Here is a 25,047-nt window from a genome sequence, read left to right on the forward strand (position 1 = left end):
CACGCCGGGCCGTTCGGGTAACATGGCGCCCATGCAGCACGTCCCCACCATCGCCATCGTAGGCAGGCCCAATGTCGGGAAATCCGCCATCTTCAACAGAATGGCTGGCAGGCGCATCGCCATCGTGCATGATGAACCCGGCGTCACCCGGGACCGCATCTCCGCCCCCTGTAAAATCACGGACCGCGCCTGCAAACTCATGGATACGGGCGGCATCGGCGCGCGCCTGGGCGACGGCTTTGCGGACCAGGTGGCCGCGGAGGCGGACATCGCCATGAAAACGGCGGACCTCATCCTTTTTGTCCTGGACTGCCGGGACCACCTCACCCCCATTGACCAGAACATCGCGGACCACCTCCGCAAATCGGACGTTCCGGTCATCCTTCTTCTCAACAAGGCGGACCATGAAAAACAGGACCTGAACCTGGGTGAATTCTCCGGCCTGGGCTTCAATGACCACATCTTCCTCTCCGCCGCGCACGGCAGGGGCTTTTCTGAACTGGCCTCCCGGCTGGACGACTTCCTTGAAAAAGCAGGCGCCCCCCTCAAGGAGGAAATGGAGGAAGAACCGGAAGACGGGGAGGAAACCGCGCCGCCCATCAAGGTGGCCGTGGTGGGGCGCCCCAACGCCGGCAAATCCTCCCTGGTAAACGCCATCCTCCAGGACAGGCGCACCATCGTCTCCGAGGTAGCGGGCACCACCCGTGACGCCATTGACGTTCCCTACCTGCACGACGGCCAGCCGTACGTGCTGATTGACACCGCCGGCATGCGCCCGCGCTCCCGCCGGGACACCTCCGTGGAGGTCTTCTCCGCCATGCGCAGTGAAAAAGCCATCCGCCGGGCGGACATCTGCCTGCTGGTCATTGACATTGCGGCGGGCATCACGCAGCAGGACCGCCGCATCGCCGGCATCATTGCGGAGGAAGGGAAGCCCTGCATCATCATCGTGAATAAATTTGACCTCTTCCACCCGAACGCCCCGCGGAAGGACCGCATGGCGGAAGTGGAGGAGCAGGTGCGCCGGGAGCTTTTCTTCATCAACTACGCGCCCTTCATCGCCACCTCCGCCAAAAAAGCGGAGGGCGTGGAAATCATCTTCAAGGTCATCACGCGTATCCGCCGGGAATCCCGCAACCTGCCCACCACCGGCCAGCTCAACCGCCTGGTCCAGCTTGCCCAGCAGATGAACCCTCCCGGCACCGCCAGCGGATCCACCCGGAGGCTGAAAATCTACTACGTCACCACGGCGGTGGACCCCAAGTACAACACCATTCCCGTCCCGCGCTACGTCCTCTTCGTCAATGACAAGAACCTGCTCACGGACAGCTACTCCCAGTACCTGCGCAATAAAATCCGGGAAGCGTACCCCGCCCCCGGCATCCCGGTCATCTTCTCCGCCCGCTCACGCGTGCGCAATGACTGACCAGTTCACTTCTCCCCATGCTCTCCGTCAGGAACCTCAGCGCCTCCTTCCACACCAGGGCGGGAATCGTCCGGGCGGTGAGAAACATATCCTTTGACGTAGCTCCCGGAGAAACGCTCGGCATCGTGGGAGAATCCGGGTCCGGAAAATCCGTCACCTGCTACTCCATGATGGGGCTCATCCCCATGCCCCCGGGACGCATTGAAAGCGGCTCCGCCCTGCTGGACGGCACAGACCTGCTCCACTGTCCGGAAAAGGAGCTCCGCTCCATCCGCGGCAAGCGCATCTCCATGATCTTCCAGGACCCCATGACTTCCCTGAATCCATACCTGACCATTGGAGACCAGGTGGCGGAACCCCTCATCATCCATGAAGGGGCGGGAAGGAAAGAAGCGCGCGCCCGCGCGCTGGAACAGCTTAACCTGGTGGGAATCCCGGACGCGGAACAGCGCATGGACGCCTACCCGCATCAATTCTCCGGCGGCATGCGCCAGCGCGTCATGATCGCCATGGCCCTCATCACCAGGCCGGAAATCCTCATTGCGGATGAACCCACCACCGCCCTGGACGTCACCGTGCAAAAGCAGGTGCTGGACCTCATCCGGAAACTCCAGCGGGACATGGGCACCTCCGTCATCCTCATCACGCATGACCTGGGCGTAGTGCGCCGGTACGCGGACCGCATCAACGTCATGTACGCGGGCCGCATCGTGGAAAGCGCTCCAGCAGAGGAACTGTTGGAACATCCCCGCCATGCCTACACCAGGGCGCTGATGAAATCCATCCCCGGACTCCACGCCAGGGGAGCCCCCCTGTACACGATCCCGGGCCTGCCCCCCAACATGATGCAGGAACCCTGCGGCTGCAGCTTCCGCCCCAGGAACACCCTGGGCAATCCGGAACTCTGCCTCACGGACCGGGAACCGGAACTGGTGGAGATATCCCCGGGGCACTGGGTGCAGAACTGCCCGGGATGCCTGGCCGGAAACCATTAACCCCCCGGGAGAACAACAGGGGCAATGGGGATCATAGGGGAGTTTAGGGATTATAGGGAATTCCCCCTATCACCCCTATTCCTTCTCATCCGGCTCATCCTTTCCCTCATCCCCCCTTCTCTAAGAAACTTCTCCTCCAAAAACCTGAGTTGCCGCATTAATAAATACTTGGCCTGGAAAATCAGACAAATGGCCATATTGCCCACCACCTCCGGCGGCCTTGTCCGGGCCAGTTCCAAAAAATAATCCCTCTCCAGCCGCTTGTCTGCACCCTTCCTTCTGACAAAAAGGGACTCTCGTGAATCCTTGCCCCACACGGGAAAGCCTCTCACTCTCAAAAAATCTTCATAATCAGCCAGTAATTCATCCAGACTGGCCCTGGCTACATTCATCAACTTAATTTCCGTTTCCATAGAAACCAGCCCCGCCTCCTTTCCCTCCGCAATATTCTGCTTTCCGGAACGGGCAGCCTGAACCATCTGATCAACCGTCCTGTCGCGAGAAGACAAGTACGCCTTACAAAAATAATAAGTCAGATCATAAATCTGTTCCGCCTTTCTGAAGGAAAGCAGAGAACGGTAATTGCCTGAGGGACGCAACAGGGAAGCCATGCGTCCCATTTTAAAACCCGCAACAAAAACAATCAATATTTTTATAAAAATTACCAATATGCACCCCATCCACCAGCACATGATTCGCCTGGACGGCTACGGGCATCATCAGCCTGCCGGAAGCATCCGGCTCCATCTTTCCCCAATGAACCAGCGGAAGGTACTGCCCGCGGAACACCCTGTAGGCGCTCGCTACCTGCGTGAACGGAATCCACGGCAGGCAGCTGAACACCGCAATGTCCGTACGGTGGCAGGGATTGGCGCGGGCAGGCTCCGCCTTGGCCTTCTGGATCAGCGGAAGAGCATGATCCAGAAAAGAGTGCACCCCGTCACGGTACTCCACCAGAATCTGCGTAAATTCCCCGTCCTCCGCCAACACGGGAACCAGGGCATCCACGGAATCATACTCCCACACGTCTCCGTTCTCCACCCTCTGCCGCAACTGTGGCACCTTATTCAACGCCTTTAACAGCACAAACAGGCACAGGGCGAAAAAGGAAATACCCTCCTGCTTTGCATAACGGTACAGGGCATCCACCCGGACGGGGGACGTAATGGAAAACATGGGGCAGTCAAACGTCTGGAAGTACTCGTAATGCGACCTGCGCGGCCACGTGGATAATTCAATTTTCTTCTTCATCATCGTTTGGAGACAGGTCTTTTCCGCACCTGTTGATTTGCTTCCACTACCATCAGCAAGGAGTTTGGCATGACAGCGGGCTCCAGCATCGGCAAGCATAAAAATCATGCCGGGCCATTCGCTATCATAAACCACCGCTTCTATCTGCACAAGCCGGATGCAATCCTTCGCCGGATCCTCCCAAATCAGGGTATTTCAATTCCACTCCTTCCCGGAGGAAAGCCTCCCTGCTCCACAAAAACATCCGTAGCCATCCGGAAGAAAAAAATGGCCGGCGCCGAAGACGCCAGCCATTCAGAATTAAACAGGCACGGAAAATGTAACGGAAGAAACGGATGCCTGCGTCACTTTTTCTCCGGAGCCGCCGTCAGCGCCACAGAGCTTTCAGACTGCACCACCCTTACGGAAACGGACTTGAGTCCGGGAGAAGCCACGGAAATCGTTGCTTCCCTCGTCCCCTCTCCCGTGAAGGGAGCGGCGGAATAAACCACCTCCCCGTCCCCGTCTCCGGAGCTGGCGGAAAGAGTCAGCCAGTCCGCGGAGGAAGCAGCCGTCCACGCCGCGTCACATGTGACGGGCAGCCGGGCGCCTACGGCTCCGGATGCAGGAACGGAAATATTAGTCGTATCCACGGAAAGGACGCTCAGCACCTCGGAAACCGGAATGCGTAGAAAAAAGATGTACCCGGCGCCCTGGAGCCCTTCATAAAGAACGCCTATGTGGTCGTCGTCCGCCTGGCAGATATCGGAATAGCCTGCTCCAAGACGGGAGTCATATTGAATCTGGCGGGATTTCGGCCACGTCATGCCGTCATCCAGGGAGGTCTTCAGCGTCATGGCCCTCCGGGACCCGGAATCCGGGTTGGAGAAAAACAGGACATTGGACATGCGCCCGGAATCCAGAACGGAGAACAGGCTTCCCTGGCACCTCGGTTCCCTCAGGGTCCGGGTGGCTTTGCGGTCCGTGGGATGACGCTGCCAGGTCGCTCCCAAATCCTTCGTCGTAAAAACGGCGCGGTAGCCGCTGCCGCCCTCGTCCTTCGCATTCAGCATCAGGGAGCCATCGGAAAGCTGGGCCACTGCGCATTCACTGGTGCTGGAACCTATGCCCCACGTGCCGTTGGGGGCGTCCGTTTTTTTCAAATCCTCGCTCACCCAGGTCTGCCCGTGGTCGCGGGAATAAATCAGGCAGGACTGGGGCGTTCCCAAACCGCCCCCTGCTGACCATATCTGGGAGGGGAACACCAGAACGCCGTCATCTTTCCCGCCCTTGACGGTTATGCCGTGCCCGGGCCCCTCAAACATGCCCTTCCATGCGGCGCTGCGCACCTGGGTATTAATGCTCTTGCACGGCTCCCACGTCACCCCGTTGTCCTCGCTTTTGGCAAGCACGTACTGGCACGTGGAACGGCTCGTCACGTCCGGAACGATAGAGGAGCCGGACAACCCCGTCCCGGCAATGGCGGCAATCCACATGGTCCCGCTGTATTCATCCAGCAGAATGGCCGGGTCGCCCACACCATAGGAACGGTGGTAATCATAAGCAGGGTTGTTATCCGGATTGTAATTAATGGCTACTGCCGTATCCGTCCAGGTTTGCCCCCCGTCCCTGGAAATAGCGCGGCCTACGTCAATATTCCTCGGAAGGTCCGTGCTGGAATCATACCGGATGTCATAAACGGCAACCAAATCCCCGTTGGCCGCGCGGGCAATGCCCGGAATACGGAAAAAATGGGAAACCTTCCCCTCCGTGGGACCGCCCGTAATTTTATCGCCTGCGCACGCCACCGCGTAGCCGATGCGCTGGACGGCGGCAGGAACTTCCGGCACGCCCAGCGGAGCGCCGCCCACTGTTACGGAGACCAGCCTGGCGCCGATCTTGTCATCCAGGCTGGCGGAAGATTTAAGCTTCACGGAAATCCAGAACGTGTAAGCGGTTTCACCTGCCAGCAGGGACGCATCCGCCTGCAGAACAGCTCTGCCGCCTTCATCCAGAGATGCCGTCGCCAGGCAAACGCCCTTCTGTGTAGCCGTCAGAATCGTTTCACTGGAATCATTAATGCTTCCGGGAGTGTAGAGGGAAACGCTTTCAATATCATTCACGGCGGAACTGGAAGACAAATCCACCTCCACAGCCATCCCGTAATAGGAGAGGGGAGCTTCACCTAGGTTGAACCGGAGAATGCCGTTAATATCCAGATTCTTCATGACCGGCCAGTTCTTAGCCAGAATGGTGACTTCCGCATCGGCATCCGCACCCATCAGCAAATGGTCCACCATGACGGCGGAACCCCTGGCGCATTCAAAAACGATGCCCCGGGCTCCCGCAGGAACGATGCCCTGGAAAGAAGAGGGAAACGGATTGGTCCCATTGTTGCTCACTTCCGCGGAACTGGCGTCCAGCAGCAGGACTTTTTCCCCGGAACCGGACAAATAATACACGTTGAAATCCAGGGGGCTTCCGCTGGTCCACCGTTCCGCACGGAACGCGCAGGTAGTATCCTCCTCCAGGTCGGAAGGAAAAGTCAGCGTGACGCTGCGCGGTCCTGAATTACCGCTTGCTCCGTTGATCTTGAGGCTGTGCCCGAATCCACGGCCGCTCATGTCCACAATCGCGGCATGGCCGGAAGCGGCGGCAAAGGTACCGTAGCGCCCGGCCAGAGTGGTTACGTTCGCTACGGGGAAATCATCAAACGACTCTCCGATCGCCGAGGAATCCACCCAATCGTCGCCGGGGGCGGCAGATGCGGGCGGAACCAGACCGGCCATGCAGCAAAGCGCCGCCGCCATGGCGGACCCCGCAAGCCTTCTGAGACTCCGGACAGGGCGTGTTTTACTGGAAAAAATATAATTAATCATGGGTTCCCTATTATTTAGGATAACCCTTACTATTTTCCCTTACAAAAACAAGTTATTAGTGGTAATAAATAAAAAAGACCAGCTCTATCCATTTCCCTCTTTTCTACCACTCGCGCACGGAAAGCAAATCCGTCACGGAAGCGCGCTTCATGCGCCATGCGGGCAGGAGGCAGGCCAGTGTGGAAAGCGCCAGCACCAGAAGCACGGCATAACCCAGATGGACCCAGGGCATCGTGATGGGAGGGGTCACGATGCCGAAGTGGTAGCCGTATTCCAGAATCTGGATGGAACACCAGGCCCCAAGCACGCCCAGCGCCGCGCTCATGACCACGGCGCACAGGGAAATCATCAGCGTCTCCGCCCAGAGCATGCGCATCACCATGCCGCCCGGCACGCCCACCGCCCTCATCAGGCCGAATTCCCGGCGGCGGGACTGGACGGAGGCCAGCACGGTATTGAGCACGGCCAGGACGGCAATTACCATCATGATGATGGGAAGCTTGCTCATGGTAAAAATCACGTCGTCCCCGCGGCTGGTGACGCTTCCCCCCAGGCTTTCCCGGGTCAGCGCCTTCATCAGAGGCTTCACTCCTTCCGTGCCGTTTTCCTTCCGGCTCACGTTCTCCAGGGCATATTCTCCCAAGTCATCCTGAAGCTCCACGTTGCTCACGCCGGGGGCGGTATTCCCCCAGATGAACTGGAATCCCTGGTGCCCGTAGTCCTCCTTGAGCCAGCGTTCATCAGTAATCGCCAGGGCGGCCACAAAACCGCCGCGGCGCACGCGCATCCCGCTGGTCTTGGTCAGCCAGTGCCAGCCGGGGAAGGAGACCACTCCCGCCACTTTCCAGGGTTCCCCCTGCATGCCGGGCCCCGTCCCCCTACCGGAAGCGCCGGCAGACGGGGCATTCCCGGGGCGGCGCCCCTGAAGGGCCGGATTCACCAGCATCAGGTCATCCCCGGCCTTCAGCCCTACCGTCCGGGCAAACGTGTCCGGAATCAGGAGGGAGCGGGTGGATTTCAGCATGGCATAGGCTTCCTGCGGATTGCCGGAAACGAACACGGGCTTGAACAGGGGATCGCTTCCCTGCGCCATTTCCGCCACGGGAATGCCCGCCAGCACAATGGAACGGTTGCGCATTCCGGAAAAACCGGGGCTTTTCATCTGCGCCGGGGCTATGTCCGGCTCATCCACGTAAATGGGATACATCCGTGAATTCCGCAGGCTGGGCCGCGCCATCAGCCCGGAAACGTCGGAAGGCTTGAACTCCGTATGAAGGAAGGAAACCAGCGTGCCGGGCGTGGACGCATCCGGAGAGAAGGGAACGAGCATGGAGTAGCCCCACGTCTGCACCCCCACAAAGAGGGACAGCCCCACGGACATGGACACCGCCGTTCCCACGGAACGGCTGAGGTTCCGGCTGAGCTGCACCTTCAGGAAGGCGTGCGGCACGCGCAGCAGCAGTCCGGTAAGCCAGGCTCCGGCCCACTCCGTTACGCGCACAAAGGCGGGGGCCAGGAACAGAGCCCCGGCCACCAGGCCGGGATACCCCAGCCAGAAAAAGATCCACTTGCGCGTTTCCACTTCCAGGCCCGGCAGAAGCAGGGCCGCCGGCTGTAGGCATACACATATCAGGCCCGCCACGACGGACCACACGGGAACGCGGCTGACCTTTCCCATGAATCCGGAGGAGGGAACGGCGGCCTCCAGCGGAGACTGGCGGGAGGCACGCCACGCGGGAATGACGGAGGCCAGCAGCGCGCCGCCCACGGCGCATGCCGCGGCAATCAGCACCGTCGTCCAGGTCAGGGTGGGCATGGAAGCAGCCCCTTCTTCCAAAAGGTACACCAGGCAAAAGCCCGCAGCCAGGCCGCCCAGCAGGGCGGGAACGCACAGGAACAGCCCCTCCCCCACAATCAGAAGGGCAACCTGCATGCGGCTCATGCCCAGCGCGCGCATCAGGGCCAGCCTGCGGGCGCGTTCGCTGACGCCGATGCTCAGGGTCGTGAAAATGATGAAGACGCAGGAAAAGAGAACCAGCCACACGGACATTTCCGCACTGTTCTTCTGCGAGCGAACGGAACGGTCGCTGGAAAGCCGCCGGATGATGGAATCCGTATCCGCCACCACGGCGGAGGAGCGTTTCAGCTCCTCCCGGAAGCTGTCCGCAAATTCCTTTTTGTCCACCCCTTCCTTGAGCCGGACGTAAATCAAATTGGGGGAAAAAGCCTGACCGGTGATTTTTTCACACACCTTGACGGGCACAAACAGGGAGGAAAAGGCGGGTCCGGACATGCCGCCCGGCCCCATGATGACGCCGGGAGTGGCCTTCGCCTGCTTGACGATGCCCACGACTTTCACATCATACACACGCGTTCCCACGCGCACGTTCATGACGGTTCCCACGCCCGCGCGGAAGTATTTGGCGCTTCCGCTGCCCAGCACGCCCACCATGTCAGTGGAAGAAGCCATATCCGGCCAGACGCCCTCTTTCAGATCATACGGGCATTCCATGGCATGGTTCCCCACCATGATGGGGCTCTGGGGGGGTATCCCCATGCGGTCGCGCGTCTGCTCGTCAAAACTGCCGCGTTCATTCCCGCAGCCGATCTGCAGGCGGGGCACCTGCCACGCGGCGTTGACGGATTCCACCAGGGGGGAGGCGGCCAGGCGGGAAGCCAGCTCCGGATCAGAGAACTGCGGGTACTTCCCGGGAGGGAGCGGCCCGCGCGGGGCCTCCGGCACCAGGCAAAGATCGTAGCTTCCCATGTAGGCCTCGGCGTCGTTGTCAAACTCCCTGACCAGCGTATCATAGCTCCCCATCATCCAGACGATGAGGCTGACGGAGACGAGGATGGCAAACACGCTGACCGCCACCCGGCCGGGGTTGGAGCGCAGGTCCCTCCAAATCAGTTTGGGCAGCAGCGTCATATGGCGTCATTCAGCGTGCGTTCATAGAAGGAGGACAATTCCGCAGGCCCGGCAAATTCCGCCGTGGGCCTGTCGTCCACAATGCGGCCGTCCTTGAGCACAATCACCCGGTCCGCCCACATCGCTACGTCCGGAGCATGCGTCACCAGCACAAAGGCGCAGCCCTGCGTGCGGTGCAGGTCCCGGAACAGGGTGCCCATAAGCCGCGTATTCTCGGAGTCCAGGTTCCCCGTGGGTTCATCTGCCAGCACCAGGGCCGGGCCGGAGACCAGCGCGCGGGCAATTGCCACGCGCTGCTGTTCCCCGCCGCTGAGCGTATCCGGCATGGCGTGGCGTCGGTGGAGCAGCCCCACTTTTTCAATCATGGCGTCCAGCGCGGAGGGAGCCACTTTCCTGCCTCCCGCCAGGGAGGGCAGCAGGATGTTTTCCTCCACATCCAGGGTTCCCACCAGATTGAACATCTGGAAAATGAATCCCACACGGTCCCGCCTGTACACCGTCAGGGCGGCGTCAGACATGGAACCGAGGTCCAGCCCGTCCACCGTTACCGTGCCCGCGTCCGGAGGCAGCAGGCCGCCCAGCACATTCAGCAGAGTGCTTTTTCCGGAGCCGCTCGCGCCCATGACGGCGACGAACTCTCCCCGGTCCACGGTGAGGCTGATGTCTTTCAGAACGGCTATGTCCTCGGAACCGGACTTGAAGCTGCGCTTGAGGCGGGTGACGGAAATGACGGGAGAACTCATGACTGGAGGGAATGGTTAAAAGGTGGTCTTCAGGCCTACTTCAAACGTGCGGGGCTCGCCCACCGTGCACTGCACGGCGTGGCGGGTGGACTGCACGTACTTCTTGTCAAAGATGTTGTACACGGCCAGCCTCAGGGTGGCGTCCTTCAGCCATTTCTCCGGCAGGGGGATTTCCACCGTGAAGTCAAACACGCTGTAGGAGGGGATGGTGTAATTGTCCGCAATCTTTGCGCCGCGGAACGTGGCGTAGTAGGAATCCTTGCAGCGGTAGCCCAGGCCCAGCACGGTGCCGTTCATCAGGCCGCCGTCAATGCGGTACTTCTGCCACAGGGCCAGCGCATTCGGAGCGATGGTGGGATACACTTCCCCGGAGGTCCGGTTCTTGGTCCGCGTGTAGGTGTAGGAAAGGTAGGAACTCCAGTTCTTGGTGATTTCCCCGTTCAGGGAAAGTTCCACGCCCTCCGCCCTCTTGGAGCCGTCCGAATAGTACCGGTTGGTATATCCGTCTATGGCTACGGGCGTATTGTTCTGGATAATGTCAAACCAGGACGCGGAGAACCATACCTTGTCCACCGGGCTGACCCGGAAGCCGAATTCCATCTGGTCCGTACGCCAGGAATCGGTCAGTTCCTTGCCGTTTTCATCCAGGTACCCGAAATTGGGGGCTGAAGTCCGGGCCGCATTGGCGAACAGCGCGACGCGTTCGCCGAACATTCTGGTAACTCCGAAGCGGGGGCTCCACGCAAACGCGTAATTATTGTCCAGGCTGAAATGGGCGTCACCGCGCACGCCGGCCAGGAAGCGCCACTGTCCATAACTAAGAACGTCCTGGAGCAGAAGGCCCGCCCGCTGAACCACGGTATCCGTCGCGTTGGCGCCGGAGTAATCGCGCCCTGCCGGGAAAAAGGGCGGAGGATTATACAGGGAGAAATAGCCGTTCGTATTCGCGGTGGCGTTCGTCACCAGGCTGGAACCGTCGCCATAGGTGCTGCTCCCCGTGTAGGAGACGCCCATCAGGGCTTCATGCCCCACCTGTCCGGTCTTGAACTCCGCCAGGGCGTTGGAATAGAAATTCCAGTTGATGTTCCACTCGTCGCTCCAGGCGGCTTCATACTTGGCCTTTCCGGAAGAGATCATCTCGTTGTAATAGTCCTCCGTGCTCATCCCCCGTCCGGCGGAGGAAGAAATGCCCCAGACATTGTAGTCCACATCACTGTATCCCATGCCGCCGCCGATGCGGATCGTCCAGACCTTTTCCAGCTTGCGTTCAAAGTCCAGCATCGCCAGCAGGGATTTGGAATTGAGTCTTCCGCTCGGAGAGCCGTACCAGGCGTCATAAGGCCCCACAAAGTGGCCGCCCAGCACGGGGATACCCATGGTCGTCGGGGAATTCTGATACTGGAAACTGGTCGTCAGCACCGTCTTGGTGCGGGAATCATGCTGCCAGCGGAAAATGGGGGAAACCGTGTACTTCTGGCCCCCGTTGGCTCCGTTGCTCAGCCAGAACGGACGTTCATACTCGGCGGCTACCACCGTGCGCAGGGCAAACCCCTCCGTTTCATCCCCCCTGTACCGGGTGTCGTCAATCGTTGCGCGGTACTTCTGCCCGTGGTGGGAAAGGCGGGCGTAAGCCGTCAATTCCGTCCGTTCCACGAAATCAGGCTCCTTCAGGATCAGGTTGATGGAACCTCCGGCGCCGTATGCCCCGAGCGTACTGGTCTGGCCGCCGGAAATGGAGCCGATGGGACCTTTGACAATTTCAATATTTTCAATCAGGGACGTATCCATGCCGTACCCCATGCCGCGGGGAAGAGGCATGTTGCCTATCTGCACGTCGCTGCCCGCAAAACCGCGGATGGTGTACTGGTCCGCCGTGCGGGACAGCAGCATGTCCCCGCCCGTATTGACGGAGGAATCCATGCGCAGGGCCTCCACCAGGGAATCGGAACCCTTGGAATCCATCAGGTCACGCGTAATGACGTTCACCGTCTGCGGCACCTCCTCCGTCTTCATGTTCGTGAGGGTGGCGGAACTGACCGTCTCCGCCCGCAGGGACTTGGAACGGATGGTCATCACGCGTTCCGGCATTTCCTGAACGCCCTCCTCTGCGGCGGCGGGTTTTGTCTCGGCATAGGCCGACTGGCCAAGGACCAGCAGGCTCCCGATGGCGGCGGCGCGGTGCAGTCCACGCCCCTTGAGATGATGGCGGGGGGTATTCGTGTTGGATAAACGCATGGGGCAAGTATAAAAAGGAACGGACCTCCGTCCATCCCGGATTGTTAACAATTTGATAACAGGAAACCCTTCTCCCTTCCTGCCAAGGCACATCCATCCGCGGAAAATCCCGGCGCCCCTTACAGGCCAAGGGCGCGCGCGCGGCTCTCCGCCGCGGCTTTCAGCCACTCCCGGAGCGCCTCCTTGTCCCCGGAGGCCAGACGGTTCCGCACCTCACCCAGCTGGGACAGCGCGGCATCCAGCCGGTCCAGGACGGCAGGGGCATTTTCCGTCAGGATTTCCGCCCACATGGACGGTTCCCCCATGGAAACGCGGGTGGTGTCCCGGAACCCTCCGGCGGAAATCAGCCCCAGGCGCTCCACATCCCCCGCGTCCAGGGCGGCGTGGACGCACAGGGCGGACAACGCATGCGGAATGTGGGAAATACGGGCTACGGAAGAATCATGGTCCGCCGCTTTCATCCGGATGCAATGGCAGCCCACGCGCTCCCAGAACCGCTGAAGCAGCAGCAGCATGTCCTCATGCACGTGCTCGTCATTCGTCAGGATGCAGGTGGCGTCCCGGAAAAGTTCTCCGGTAGCATGCTCCATGCCCTGCTTTTCAGAGCCGGCCATGGGATGGGAGCCGATGAACGCTACTCCGGCTTCCGTCAGGACGGAACCCACGGCCTGGTGAACGCAGCCTTTCACGGAACCCACGTCCGTCACCAGGGCGCCCGGCTTCAGCAGGGGAAGCAGGCCGGGAACCAGGAGCGCCATCACGCCTACCGGGGTAGCGAGTATGACCAGGTCCGCGCCTTCCACCACCTCCTCCATCCGCGTGGAGGCGCGATGCGCCGCTCCGGAAGCCCGGGCGTATTCCAATGGCTCCTCCCTCCTGCCCCACAGGCGCACGTGGGCATGGGGCATCTGCGCCCTCACGGCCAGCGCCAGGGACCCGCCCAGAAGGCCGGGGCCGAGAATGGCGATGGAGGAAAAGGAAAGCTGTTTGCGGGAAGGCTCGCTCATGGTTTTCACAGGCGGATACGTCAGCGCCCCGGAACATGCGGGATGCTCAGGGGCGCGGACATCATGGTTCTGCGGCGGCTGCATCAGGGCACGCGGAACTTTTTGACTTCATTCGGGAAGTTGGTGTCGCGCAACACGGTGCCGGAAGGATAGGGCTTGTTGGTGCTCCTGTTCAGAATCTTGATCTTCTTGGTGCGGTCATACGGGCTGACCACCACGGTGGGGTCCGCCGTAGGCCATGCCACGGGAATGGAAGAGGGAGCGGAAGGCTCCACGGGCCTGGGAGCGGCAATGCCGGAGCCGGAGGTGTCACCCACGGGATTGGGAATGACGGGCTTCGGGACGACAGGCGCGGGCGGCGTGATGTTATTGCTGCCGCCCACCAGATTGCCGATGGTTCCGGAATTGGTCTGGGCCGGATCCGGATTAAAGCCGGAATTCTGCCCCCCTGCCGGGTCCAGAGAATTTTCACGCTGAATCTCATTCAACAGGCTGCTGCCCTGGGAGCCAGAGCCGGACGGATAGACATTTTCCGTAGGATAAATGCCTATTGGGCGTTCATTCACGCGTTCCGTTTCACAGGAAGGCAGAAGAATTGCGCCTGCGGCCAGCAGCACGCCTATCGTCTGGGAAGTATTCATATAATCTCTCTTCGGGTGATAGCTTTCTGCCAGCATCCTACGGCCCCCCACCCTCATGTCAACCATAAAGCCTGTTTGCCGAACCGCTTCATGACAAGGATTCTCCGGTCCCTGGCGGCGCATTTGCGCAAAGCCGCATGGGGCTTGCTGCCGGCGGAATGCCTTTTTCACCGGAAAAAGCGGGGAAATAACCCGTAATAGCCCGGTCCGGACAGGCGGAGGGAGCAGATGATGCCCCCCTGTCCTCTTGCTGTCCATCCTGTCCCCCATGGAAGCCGCCCTGTTCCCATCCCGTGGTTTCCCGGCCTCTCCAGCCCCATCAGGGCACGCTCCGGCCCCGCCCTGCGGAAACAGATTATCCTTCCCTACCCCCTGTGATCTGCTACAATCCGCCCACATGGATGACGTACAGACATCTAAGAAAAAAATGCCCTCAAAAAAAGAATGGAGGGGGTTTTATTCCCTGATTCTCATTCAAGCCCAGAACGCCTTTAATGAAAAAGCCGCCCAGTTCCTGCTGATTCCCCTGGGCGTCTGGCTGGCCGCCAACAGCGCCGTGTACGGACCGGATTCCTGGGTCAACTCCCTCCAGTACATTCTGGCCTGCATCTTCGTACTGCCCTATATCCTGTTCTCCCCCTTCGTCGGCTGGCTGGCGGACTGCTTCTGCAAGGCGCGCATCATCCAGTTCATGTCCTTCCTCCAGATCCTGGTGCTGGGGGCCATGTTCCTGTGTTACAAGTATGAGAATATTGAAATGGCCGTTTTCTGGTTCTGCGTCTTTTCCGTCCAGGCAACCATCCTGAGCCCGGCAAAAAAGGGGGTGGTCAAGGACATGGTGGGCTCCCGGCAATTGGGCTATGCCTCCGGCCTGATGGAAATGAGCCTGATCCTGTCCATGCTGGCGGCCCAGATCGGCATTTTCGTCTGGTTCGACATCCTGCAAGTCTCCTCCAATGACGGCTGGGAAGCGGCCGCCTTCCCCACGCTCATCCTCACCTGCATCGCCGTTCCGGTAGCCATCGCGGCCCTGTCCCTCCCCCGGTATCCGGCCAACCAGACCCGGAAATTCGAATGGAAGCTATTTTACGAGCACTTCGTGCAGCTCAAGTACCTGTGGAGCCAGCGCGACCTGCGGCTGAGTGAAATAGGCGTCTCCTACTTCTGGTTCCTGGCCGGGGCCCTGATGCTGATCTCCCTGCAAATCGCCCAGGAGCATCCGATTGACGGCACAGGCTTCAGCATGTCCGCGGCCATCCTCATGGCGTGGCTCAGCGGCGGCACCGTGGTAGGCGGCGTGATCGCCTCCATCATCTGCCGCAAGAAAATTGAACTGGGGCTCATCCCCCTGGGCGCCATCGGGTTCACGATCGGCTGCATTTTCATGTCCTTCTTCGCTCCCGGCTCCCTGCCCAGCAACATCGGATTCGGCATCACGGGGGCCTTTGCCGCCGCATACCTGGTGCCGCTGAACGCCCACCTTCAGGACAATTGCGACCCATCCAACCGCAGCACGGTCATTGCCGCAGGCAACCTGATGGACTGCCTGATGGGCCTGGTGGCCGTCGGCGTCCAGCTCATGCTGAGGAACATCTTCTCCATCCAGAACCAGTTCTGGGTGCTGGCGGCCCTGGGCGCGGGCATCACGATTGTGGCGTTCCGCCTCATTCCCCGTGAATTCATCCGCATGATGGGCCTGTGGATCATGCGCATCGTGTACCGCTCCCGCATCATCCACCAGGACCGCATCCCGGAGGACGGGGGAGCCATCATCGTTTCCAACCACGTCACTTACGGGGACGCGCTCTTCCTTTCCCTCATCTGCCCGCGCCCCATCCGCTTCATCGTGGCGGAGGAGTTCGTAGCCATCCGCTGGCTCGGCTGGATTCTGGAACTCTTCAACTGCCTCCCCATTTCCTCCCGGAACCCCCGTGAAGCGCTGTCCAAGGCCATCCAGGCCCTCAAGGCCGGGGAAGTGATCTGCATCTTCCCGGAAGGCCAGCTTACCCGCACGGGCACCCTCTGCGCGGCGCGCAAGGGCCTGGAAATGCTGGCCAAAAAATCAAGCTGCCCCATCGTCCCCATTTACATGGACGAGCTGTGGGGGAGCATCTTCTCCTACTCCGGCAACCGCTTTTTCTCCAAGGCCCCCCTCCGCATTCCCTACCGCTTCACCGCGGCCATCGGAGAACCCATTGCGCCTGAAGCCGTCAACCCCCGCATCGTCATCAACACCCTGCGGGAACTTTCCTCCACCTGCCTGGAAATTGCCGCCAGCATCGGCCGGGACACCATCCTGAACCACCTGGAACGCATCGCCCACAAGCCGCTGGTCATCGCTAAAAACGCACGGCTCACCGGGTATGAAATTGCGGAGTGCCTGATGAACGACACCGTGGACGCGGAACATCCGGAACTCAGGAAATGGCTGGCCAACCTGCTGGACAGCTCCCGCTCCCAGAGCCGCCTGTGCGATTTCTGGATGAACGCCCAGCAGCTGGAACGCGTGAACTCCCTCCAGCCCCGTGAACTGCTGCTGACCAGCGTGGGGCATGACGAGGTGCATGAGACGGTGGCTTCCGTTCTGTGGCCCATCCTCACCAGCACCCCCGTATACCTCATTGGAGACACGGACCACAGCATGCCGGAAGGCATCAAGCAGGTGGCGGGCTCCGATTTCCTGCGCCGCAGGCTGTACGGCCTGGTGCCGGAAACGCGGACGCCGTTTTATGATTTCAGCGGCTCCGGGGACCTGGTGCTTCCCAACATCGGGTGGCGTCCCTGCTTCGCCACGGACCGCGGCATCATCCTGGCCATGTCCATGAAGAGAAGCGTCTTCAAGCTGGATGACGGCACCGTGCAGCTCGGCATGAGGGCCAGAACCAGAGGACGCCTGCTGCCCGGCTTCTACCTGAAGCCCCCCCTGTCCAACGTCATCGCCGGGACAACGCTCCCCACCCCTTATTCCCTGCCGCCCAACCTGTATCTGGACGAATCCGGATTCCTGGCGGAACTCCAATCTTCCAACCATGAGCAATAGCACCTCTCCCTCCCGCCTCCCCATCCCGCAGTATGTAATGACGCTGGCGCATGCGGCCGCGCTGCGCTCGGAAGACCCGTACCGCAAGGTGGGGGCCGCCGCCCTGGACGCGGACAACCGCGTGATCGGCACCGCCTACAACGGCCTGTATCCCGGATTCAAGGCGCAGGACACCTTCTGGGCCAGCCGGGATGAACGCCAGAAGTACATGCTGCACGCGGAAATCAACCTGTGCAGCCTGTTCCGGAGGGGGGAAGCCAGGGTGGTGGCATGCACCACGATGCCCTGCACCTCATGCATGCAGGCCCTGTGCGCCCACGGCGTGAAAACCATCTATTACTGCGAGCCGTATGAAAAATCAGAGGCTCCCGCCATTGCCAGCCTTTACGGCGTGGAACTGATCCAGGTCACGGATTACCCGCTCAGCCGCCACTTCCCCCTTGTTCTGGACTGTTGAGCCTCCGGGAGGCTAATCCCGGTGCACGCGGCAGGTCCATCCGGCCATGGGGCGGGGAACGCCGTCAATGGAGAAGTCCAGATCGGGCCCGGTTTCCGTGATGGTTCCTGAAACAACCACGCCCGCATCCCTTCCAGAATCGTCAAAGGAAATATTCACATCCCTCATGGAGCACGCGGCGACGCTGTTTGAAGCCGGGGAAATATTCAGAACGCCGGAATTGGCGCCTTCATTGAACCGGTACGTGTAAACTCCATCATACACGGTTCTCGTCTCCATCCTGATGACGTCCGCATCCTGCGCGCCGAACTGGAGCCTGTACAGCATGGTTCCGCCCTCAAACAGGCTCACCTGCTGCCCGCTCAGGGAAACATTCCCGTCATCTCCGGATTTTCCCGAACCTCCCCCGCATCCGGACAAGAGCCCAACCATCGGCACAGGAAGCAAAAACAGGACAGAAAAAAACTTCTTCATGCCCGGGAAAATGCACAACAGAAAAACACAAGTCAAGTTTACTCAACTATTATCTCATTTTTCCAACATTTTTTCATCTTATAAAAAAACCGCCTGTTTTCACAGGCGGCCTCAAGAAAACACGGATGGCCGTCAACCAACCCAGTTCCAGGTGATGGGGATTTCAATGTCGGGATGCAGGCTGTGCTTCACGGGGCAGCTCAGCGCGGCCTGCTCCAGCATCTTCCTGTCCGGATGATCCGCAGGAAGGGGCACGGTGATCACTACTTCCAGCTTTCCGATGCGGCGGGGTTCCGCGTTCATGTGCTTGCCCACTTCCACTGTCATGCCTTCCAGCTTAAGGCCCTTGCGCGCGGCCACGATGCCCATGATCGTGCTCATGCAGCCTGCCAGGGCCGCGCCCACAAGGTCCGTGGGGGAGAAGGATTCCCCCTTGCCATTGTTATCCACGGGGGCATCCGTGGAGAACGTGGCCCCGGAAGGTTCGTGAACCATGGAGCAGCGGAGGCCGCCCTCGTACGTCGTTTTAGTTTTTACCATGACCGTATTTTATACAAGCCGCCGCACCATGCAACACACAAACATTGAATCCCCCCCTTGTTTATGGTTCTCTGCTTGTCATGAGAACCTTTTTGAAAGCCGCAGCCGTTTCCCTGGGTATTTTTGCCGGGGTTTGCAGTACGGGAGCGGCACAGGACTTCGGGGCCATGGGCTTTGGCGGCGCGGGAGATTCCGGGTCCCCCCAGGCTTCCGGAACTTCCAAGGCTACCGTCACGTCCTATGGTGAAGCTCCCTTCGTCATCGTGGCGGAACTGGCGCTGCCGGACCACTGGCACGTTTATTACAGGAATCCGGGAACCGTAGGCCTTCCCATGGAAGCGGCGCTTAAACCTGTGCCCGGCTTCCGGGTGGAGGGCCCCTTCTGGCAAGTCCCGGAACTGGGAAAAGGGATCGTGGATTTTTACGGTTATAGCGGAACGGCAAAAATGGCCTTCCGCGTGACTCCGGAGAAGGACGCCCCTGCGGAGGCCACCTTCACCACCACCATGACGTGGCAAATGTGCGCGGAACAGTGCGCCGCTCCGGAAACAAAAGACTTCAGCGTTACGCTGAAACGCGGAGACGGCCAGGCTGCCCCCGATGCGGACGGGCTGACGGGCGGCCTCGTGGGGCTTTCCACTCCCGCCTGGGCGGAAGGGCTGAAAGCCCGCATTTCCCAGGAGGGGAAGACCGTCACCCTGCACCTCAGGACAAACGGACAGCTGCTCCCGGAAGATTCCGTCTACTTTTTCTGCAACGAAGGGGAAATCAACCCCACCACGCCCCAGACCTTCAAGAAGCTGGACGGCTCCAATTACGAGTTGTCCATGCAGTACAATGACACCACGGACGGCCTGTACCCCAACAACCTGCCGGACGCAGGCAAGGGAAAGCCGCTGGCCGTCCTCTCCGGCATCCTGCGCGCCGGAAAGGAAGGCGTCAATATCACGGCGGACACCCGCCCCTTTTCTGAGGGGGCACAGGCGGCAATGACAGGAATGGAAACGCCCGCCGCATCTCCCGGCCTCGTTCCCGCGCCGCCGCTGATGGGGCTGGGGGAAATCATGTTTTTCATGTTTATCGGCGGCATTATCCTGAACGTGATGCCGTGCGTCTTCCCGGTGATTGGCCTCAAGATCATGAGCTTCGTCCAGCTGGGCGGGGGCGAACGGAAGAAAGTGCTGGCCCACTCCCTGACCTTCGTCCTGGGCATCCTGATCTCCTTCTGGGTCATCACGGCCATCCTGATTGCCCTGAAAGCAAACATGTTTGACTGGAGCGCGCCCGCGGGACCCGGCATTTTCAGCAGTGACTTCTGGCTGGGCCACGGCGCGGAAGGCGTGGTCAACTGGGCCTTCTGGTTTGAAAACCCCTGGGTGAACTTCTGCCTGCTGGGCCTGATGCTCGCCATGGGGCTGAGCATGTTCGGCGTCTTTGAAATAGGCGTGAAGGCCACCACCATGGGCAACGACCTCCAGCACCAGAAGGGCTATGCCGGCTCCTTCTGGTCCGGCGCCCTGGCTACGGTCATTTCCACCCCATGCAGCGCGCCGTTCCTGGGACAGGCCATCGGCGCGGCCATGCTCCAGCCGCCGCTGGGCATCGTGCTCTGCCTGACCATGATGGGCCTGGGGATGTCCCTGCCCTACATCATTCTGGGCGCCTTCCCCGTCCTGACCAAATACCTGCCCAAACCGGGAGCGTGGATGGAATCCTTCAAGCAGTCCATGTCCTTCCTGATGTTCGGCACCGCCGCCTATTTCCTGTGGATCTACATTGCGTTCTTTGACGCGGACAACCATCCGCAGGACATCCTGTTCCTGTTCTTCGGCCTGGTGCTGTTCTCCATGGCCTTCTGGGTGTACGGCAGATGGTGCCCCATGTACCGCAGCCGGAAATCCCGCATCACGGGGGGCGTCTTCTCCGTGATTTTCCTGCTGGCCGGCCTGTACTACATGCTTCCTCCGGAAGGGGCCGCCTGGTTCGGCCGCGGAGGGGAAGCCGGAGCGGCGGATTCCTCCGCAGCTACAGCTCCCGCCCATCAGGCGGAAGGGAGCGTGTGGACCCCGTGGAGCCCGGAAGCCATGCAGGCGGCCCTGAACGAAGGGAAGCCCGTTTATGTGGACTTCACGGCCCGGTGGTGCTCCACCTGCCAGGTGAACAAGGCGTCCTACACGGATGAAGTGCTGGCCGCCTTCAAGAAATACGGCATCGTCATGATGAAGGCGGACAAGACCCGAACAAACCCGGCCATTGACCAGGAGCTCAAAAACCTGGGCCGCACGGCGGTTCCCGTGAACGCCCTGTACCTGCCGGGCAAAAAGCCCATCGTCACCCGGGAGCTCCTGTCCCCGTCCTACCTGCTGGAATTCCTGGAAACGGAAATGAACCGCTGACCAGGGCCTCCCTCCGCAGGCAGATGCCGACCACGGAAAGGTTCAGCCTTTACGGTCCAGAAGAGGCAGCAGGGCTTCCGCCCAGACCTGGTAGCCTTTGGGCGTCAGATGGACCTTGTCCCGGAACATTCCTTCCCGGAACGTCCCGTCCGCATTCAGCAGGCGGCCATTGATGGAAAGAACGGTGGTCCGGGGCAGATTCAGACGGCGCAGGCGTTCATTGATTTCCTCCTGCCGCTTGCGCAGAGGGGCTGAAGGGTCGGGGCCGTAAGGCGTCACCTCCATCAGAACCAGACGGGTTTCCGGGAATTTCTTCAGCAGGCGCACGGCCACCTCCCGGATGCCCTTCACCGTTTCTTCCGCAGGCTGCTTTCCCTCCCACAGGCCGATGTTGTTCGTCCCGGCCAGCAGAACGCAGTAACGCGGAGGAGTCCTGACCGCCAGCCCCGTATCCTCCATGCGCCACAGCATGCTTTCCGTCCTGTCTCCGCTGACGCCGAAGTTGACAGCCTTCATCGGCAGGAACAGCTTCTTCCAATATTCCGCACCTTCCCGTTCCCAGCCCTGCGTGATGGAATCCCCCACGAACAAGACGCCGCATTCCTTCCCCAGCAACTGCTCCCGGACCACCTTGTAACGGGCCGGGACCCAATGCTGCGTATTCATTTTGGGGACATCCGGGGGGTCCGGAACCACCTTTTCCGGGGACTTCTCCGCAAAAACGGAAGAAAGGAGCAGGAACAGGAGAGCGGCAAGAAAAACGGGAGCTTTCATCTTCCCTGTAATACGCATGGACGACGCACCAGCCTTTCCGGGAAAAATGGAAAATTATTTCCCCACCGCCTTGCCCAGCACTTCCAGAGGCTGGGCGGACAGCTTCAGTTCCCGCACCAGGAACCGGACGACCAGCAGGCTGCCCAGCGCATCATACAGCGCGTCATGCCACCGGCGGCCGGGAAGCAGCGCATCCACGGAGGAGGTCAGCCCCAGGGCATCACACAGGGTGGAGAGGGAGTAATCCGGCAGGCCCGGCACGCACATCTTCCCCAGGGCCAGGGTATCCAGCCACGGACCGAAGCCGTGCCCCGGAAAACGCCGCAGGAACTTGCGCTCCGTGGCGGGATTATGGCCCACCACCACGGCGCCCCCCAGCCGGGAACGGATATCCGTCCAGAGGGACGGAAAGGACGGGGCATCCGCCAGCATCTCCGTGGTGATGCCGTGCACCTGGGAAGCGGACCACAGGACGGGCTTGTCCGTGGCAATGTAGGACGTCCACAATTCCGGCTTCCCTTCCAGGGATGCGCATGCGGCAATGCCTATCTGCACGGGCTGGTCAGTCTCTCCGCGGGCCGCCCCGGCGGATTCAAAATCAATGGCGGCAAAGCGCAGGCCGCCGATCATGTCTGCGGTCAGCGGCATATCAGAACAACTCCAGCTGGGCGTATTCCCCCGTGGGCATGTCGTCATCCATGTCCGTATTCTTGGCTCTGGGTTCCGCCAGGCGCGCGCGCTCCTTCCTCCGGGGGCGCGTGGAATTCATCTCCAGATGGGACAGGATGGTCTTGGCGCGGTCCACAATGACGGCCGGCATGCCCGCCAGGCGGGCCACCTGGATGCCGTAGGACTTGTCCGCTGCGCCCTCCACGATCTTGCGCAGGAACACGATCTCTTCCTTCCATTCCCGCACGGCCACGTTGTAATTCTGCACCCCGGCCCGGGAACGGGCCAGATCCGTCAGTTCATGGTAATGCGTGGCGAACAGGGTGCGGGACTTCAGCTCGTCATGCAGGTACTCCGCAACGGCCCACGCAATGGAAAGACCGTCAAAGGTGGCGGTTCCGCGCCCTATTTCATCCAGAATGATCAGGGAGCGTTCCGTGGCGTTATTCAGAATCAGGGAAGTTTCACTCATCTCCACCATGAAGGTGGATTGCCCGCGCGCCAGGTCGTCACTGGCCCCCACGCGGCAGAAAATACGGTCCACCAGGCCGATGTGAGCGGACTCCGCCGGAACATAGGCCCCGATCTGGGCCATCAGCGTAATCAGGGCCACCTGGCGGATATAGGTGCTCTTGCCCGCCATGTTGGGCCCGGTCAGCAGAATGAGGCGGCTTTCCTCCGGTTCCAGAAAGGCGTCATTGGGAACGAACGCGTCGCCGGAAACATTCTGTTCAATGACGGGATGGCGGCCGTTGACAATGCGCAGGGTCATGGAATTGTCCAGCACGGGACGGCAGTATTGATACTGCTGGGCTCCCTCCGCCAGCCCCAGCAGCACGTCCAGGTCAGCCATGGCGTCCGCCGTAATCTGGATGCCGTCAATGTGGCGCCCCACTTCCTCCCTCAGCAGGAGAAACTGTTCATACTCCACCTGGCGGGAACGCTCGTCCGCCCCCAGGATGGTATTCTCCATCTGCTTGAGTTCCGGGGTGACGAAGCGCTCCGCGTTCACCAGCGTCTGCTTGCGCTGGTAATCCGGGGGTACCTTGTCGTAATGGCTCTTCGTCACCTCAATGTAGTAGCCGAAGACGTTGTTGAAGCGGATTTTCAGGGAATCAATGCCCGTGCGCTTGCGCTCCTTCTCCTGAAGCCGGGCCAGCCAGTCCTTCCCGTCGCGGGAGGCCAGGCGCAGTTCATCCAGCCCGGCGTGATACCCTTCCCGGATGATGCCGCCCTCCTTGATCGTGACGGGCGGTTCATCCACCAGGGCGCGCTGGAGCAGGTCCACCAGCTCATCAAAGCAGCCCATGCGGGAACGGATGCTTTCCAGCATCACCCCGCCTCCGGGCAGGGATTCCAGATCGTCCCTGAGCGCGGGAATGCGGCCCAGGGAGGAGGCCAGCGCCTGGAGGTCCCGGGCGTTCCCCGCGCCCTGGGAAATGCGGCCCGTCAGCCGCTCCATGTCCCGGACGTTTTTCAGGCTCTCACGGAGCTTGCTCATCAGGTACGGCTCCTCCAATAAAACGGCGATCATCTCCTGCCGCGCCTGGAGCTTTTCCAGATCGCACAGGGGGTGGAGCAGCCAGTCCCGGAGCTTGCGCGCGCCCATCGGCGTGCTCGTCCTGTCCAGGGTTCCCAGCAGGGAAAGCTTCACGCCGCCGCGGGAATCCACCAGGTCCAGGTTCCTCTGGCTGGCCTGGTCAATCAGCACGGCGTTCTCCGTGGCGCGCACGGAAATGCGGCGCAAATGATCCGTGGGACGCCGAAGCTGGTAGCCCAGATAATGAAGCACCGCGCCGGACGCGCCCAGGGCGGCGGTCATCTCCGCGCAGCCGAAGCCGTCGAGGGAATGAACCCGGAAATGGCCCAGCAGATTGGGAATGGCCGTGGAAGGAAGGAACGTGTACCCGTCGTAATAAAGCGTGGGATGGGCGCCGGGAAAACACTCCGTCTGCTCGTCGCTGACCAGGAGTTCGGAAGGATTAATGCGGGACAGTTCATCCAGAAGCAGGTCCATGTGCTCAAACTGGGCCACGGAGAATTCCCCCGTGGTGTGGTCCACGCACGCCAGGCCGAAGTGTTTTTTATCCTTGTACAGGGCCACGATGTAATTGTGGCGGGAGGAGTCCAGCAGGTTCATGTCCGCCAGGGTCCCGGCGGAAATCACGCGGGTGATCTCCCGCTCCACCAGTTTGCCCGGCTGAGGCAGGGTGGTCTGTTCCGCAATGGCTACGCGCTTGCCATCCTTCACCAGGCGCCCGATGTACCCTTCCGCGCTGTGATGGGGAACCCCGCACATCGGAATACCGTGCCGCTTGGTCAGCGTCAGGCCCAGCAGGGAGGACGCATCCTTGGCGTCCTCAAAGAACATCTCATAAAAGTCCCCCATCCGGAAAAACAGCAGGACGTCTTCCGGCAAACCCTTCTTCATGCGAAGGTACTGCTCCATCATCGGCGTTGCGGTAGGTCCGGAATTACTCATAAATGACGGTGAAAGAGTAATCCGGTTCCGTCCCCAAGGCAAGATTGGAATCTTGTTAGAACCAATCCAGGAGCGGCCGGAAAACAAAAAAGCCGCGCCGCTGGCAGGCAGCGGCGCGGCGGGAAAAACC

At 60.7% G+C, this 25,047-nt stretch carries 18 protein-coding genes; 5 read left to right on the top strand and 13 right to left on the bottom strand.

Annotated elements, in window-relative coordinates; translation table 11 throughout:
• The first annotated feature begins 31 nt into the window (after window positions 1-31).
• Window positions 32-1,426: a ribosome biogenesis GTPase Der gene (der, locus tag HHJ06_RS01755; protein ID WP_215427074.1), complete on the top strand. Its 1,395-nt coding sequence runs from the start codon at window positions 32-34 to the stop codon at window positions 1,424-1,426.
• 17 nt (window positions 1,427-1,443) lie between these two features.
• A complete protein-coding gene (locus HHJ06_RS01760; protein ID WP_215427075.1) occupies window positions 1,444-2,421 on the top strand; it encodes an ABC transporter ATP-binding protein in 978 nt (325 codons plus the stop codon).
• 50 nt (window positions 2,422-2,471) lie between these two features.
• On the opposite strand, the gene HHJ06_RS01765 is transcribed toward HHJ06_RS01760, so the two are convergent.
• The 8 genes from HHJ06_RS01765 to HHJ06_RS01800 all read right to left on the bottom strand — a co-directional run bounded on the left by HHJ06_RS01765 (window position 2,472) and on the right by HHJ06_RS01800 (window position 14,085).
• Window positions 2,472-3,032, bottom strand: coding sequence for a four helix bundle suffix domain-containing protein (locus tag HHJ06_RS01765; RefSeq protein ID WP_215427076.1), 561 nt, complete (start codon window positions 3,030-3,032; stop codon window positions 2,472-2,474).
• A gap of 10 nt (window positions 3,033-3,042) precedes the next feature.
• Entirely contained in the window at window positions 3,043-3,675 is a 633-nt protein-coding gene (locus HHJ06_RS01770; protein ID WP_215427077.1) for a CatA-like O-acetyltransferase, read from the bottom strand.
• A 341-nt stretch (window positions 3,676-4,016) separates the two neighbouring features.
• On the bottom strand, window positions 4,017-6,440 hold the full coding sequence (locus tag HHJ06_RS01775) for an exo-alpha-sialidase (protein WP_215427078.1): 2,424 nt from the start codon (window positions 6,438-6,440) through the stop codon (window positions 4,017-4,019).
• A gap of 193 nt (window positions 6,441-6,633) precedes the next feature.
• Window positions 6,634-9,459, bottom strand: coding sequence for an ABC transporter permease (locus tag HHJ06_RS01780; protein WP_215427079.1), 2,826 nt, complete (start codon window positions 9,457-9,459; stop codon window positions 6,634-6,636).
• A complete protein-coding gene (locus tag HHJ06_RS01785; RefSeq protein ID WP_215427080.1) occupies window positions 9,456-10,202 on the bottom strand; it encodes an ABC transporter ATP-binding protein in 747 nt (248 codons plus the stop codon). The genes HHJ06_RS01780 and HHJ06_RS01785 overlap by 4 nt, the downstream gene beginning before the upstream one ends.
• A gap of 15 nt (window positions 10,203-10,217) precedes the next feature.
• Window positions 10,218-12,437, bottom strand: a complete 2,220-nt coding sequence (locus HHJ06_RS01790) for a TonB-dependent receptor (protein ID WP_215427081.1) — start codon at window positions 12,435-12,437, stop codon at window positions 10,218-10,220.
• Between the two features lie 119 nt (window positions 12,438-12,556).
• Window positions 12,557-13,444, bottom strand: a complete 888-nt coding sequence (locus HHJ06_RS01795) for a prephenate dehydrogenase (RefSeq protein ID WP_215427082.1) — start codon at window positions 13,442-13,444, stop codon at window positions 12,557-12,559.
• An 83-nt stretch (window positions 13,445-13,527) separates the two neighbouring features.
• Window positions 13,528-14,085 carry a hypothetical protein gene (locus tag HHJ06_RS01800; protein WP_215427083.1) on the bottom strand — a complete coding sequence of 186 codons (558 nt, stop codon included), beginning with the start codon at window positions 14,083-14,085 and terminating at the stop codon, window positions 13,528-13,530.
• Between the two features lie 427 nt (window positions 14,086-14,512).
• On the opposite strand from HHJ06_RS01800, the gene HHJ06_RS01805 reads away from it, so the two are divergent.
• Window positions 14,513-17,125: an MFS transporter gene (locus HHJ06_RS01805; RefSeq protein ID WP_215427084.1), complete on the top strand. Its 2,613-nt coding sequence runs from the start codon at window positions 14,513-14,515 to the stop codon at window positions 17,123-17,125.
• Window positions 17,115-17,582 (top strand): deoxycytidylate deaminase, encoded by a 468-nt coding sequence (locus tag HHJ06_RS01810; RefSeq protein WP_215427085.1) that lies wholly within the window; start codon window positions 17,115-17,117, stop codon window positions 17,580-17,582. The genes HHJ06_RS01805 and HHJ06_RS01810 overlap by 11 nt, the downstream gene beginning before the upstream one ends.
• Before the next feature lie 12 nt (window positions 17,583-17,594).
• Here the strand turns inward: HHJ06_RS01810 and HHJ06_RS01815 are convergent, their stop codons facing one another.
• Window positions 17,595-18,014: a hypothetical protein gene (locus tag HHJ06_RS01815; protein WP_215427086.1), complete on the bottom strand. Its 420-nt coding sequence runs from the start codon at window positions 18,012-18,014 to the stop codon at window positions 17,595-17,597.
• A 174-nt stretch (window positions 18,015-18,188) separates the two neighbouring features.
• Complete coding sequence (locus HHJ06_RS01820) at window positions 18,189-18,596, bottom strand: OsmC family protein (RefSeq protein WP_215427087.1); 408 nt, start codon at window positions 18,594-18,596, stop codon at window positions 18,189-18,191.
• 80 nt (window positions 18,597-18,676) lie between these two features.
• Between HHJ06_RS01820 and HHJ06_RS01825 the strand changes: the two genes are divergently transcribed.
• Window positions 18,677-20,992 carry a protein-disulfide reductase DsbD family protein gene (locus HHJ06_RS01825; RefSeq protein ID WP_215427088.1) on the top strand — a complete coding sequence of 772 codons (2,316 nt, stop codon included), beginning with the start codon at window positions 18,677-18,679 and terminating at the stop codon, window positions 20,990-20,992.
• A 42-nt stretch (window positions 20,993-21,034) separates the two neighbouring features.
• On the opposite strand, the gene HHJ06_RS01830 is transcribed toward HHJ06_RS01825, so the two are convergent.
• From HHJ06_RS01830 to mutS, 3 genes are read right to left on the bottom strand one after another with little or no spacing between them, the layout of a single operon-like run.
• Window positions 21,035-21,766: a GDSL-type esterase/lipase family protein gene (locus HHJ06_RS01830; RefSeq protein ID WP_215427089.1), complete on the bottom strand. Its 732-nt coding sequence runs from the start codon at window positions 21,764-21,766 to the stop codon at window positions 21,035-21,037.
• 54 nt (window positions 21,767-21,820) lie between these two features.
• Entirely contained in the window at window positions 21,821-22,414 is a 594-nt protein-coding gene (locus HHJ06_RS01835) for a 3'-5' exonuclease (protein WP_215427090.1), read from the bottom strand.
• 1 nt (window position 22,415) lies between these two features.
• Window positions 22,416-24,917 carry a DNA mismatch repair protein MutS gene (mutS, locus tag HHJ06_RS01840; protein WP_286010578.1) on the bottom strand — a complete coding sequence of 834 codons (2,502 nt, stop codon included), beginning with the start codon at window positions 24,915-24,917 and terminating at the stop codon, window positions 22,416-22,418.
• Window positions 24,918-25,047: the final 130 nt, after the last annotated feature.

Source organism: Akkermansia muciniphila, from assembly GCF_018709685.1.
GTDB classification, from domain to species: Bacteria; Verrucomicrobiota; Verrucomicrobiia; order Verrucomicrobiales; family Akkermansiaceae; genus Akkermansia; species Akkermansia muciniphila_E.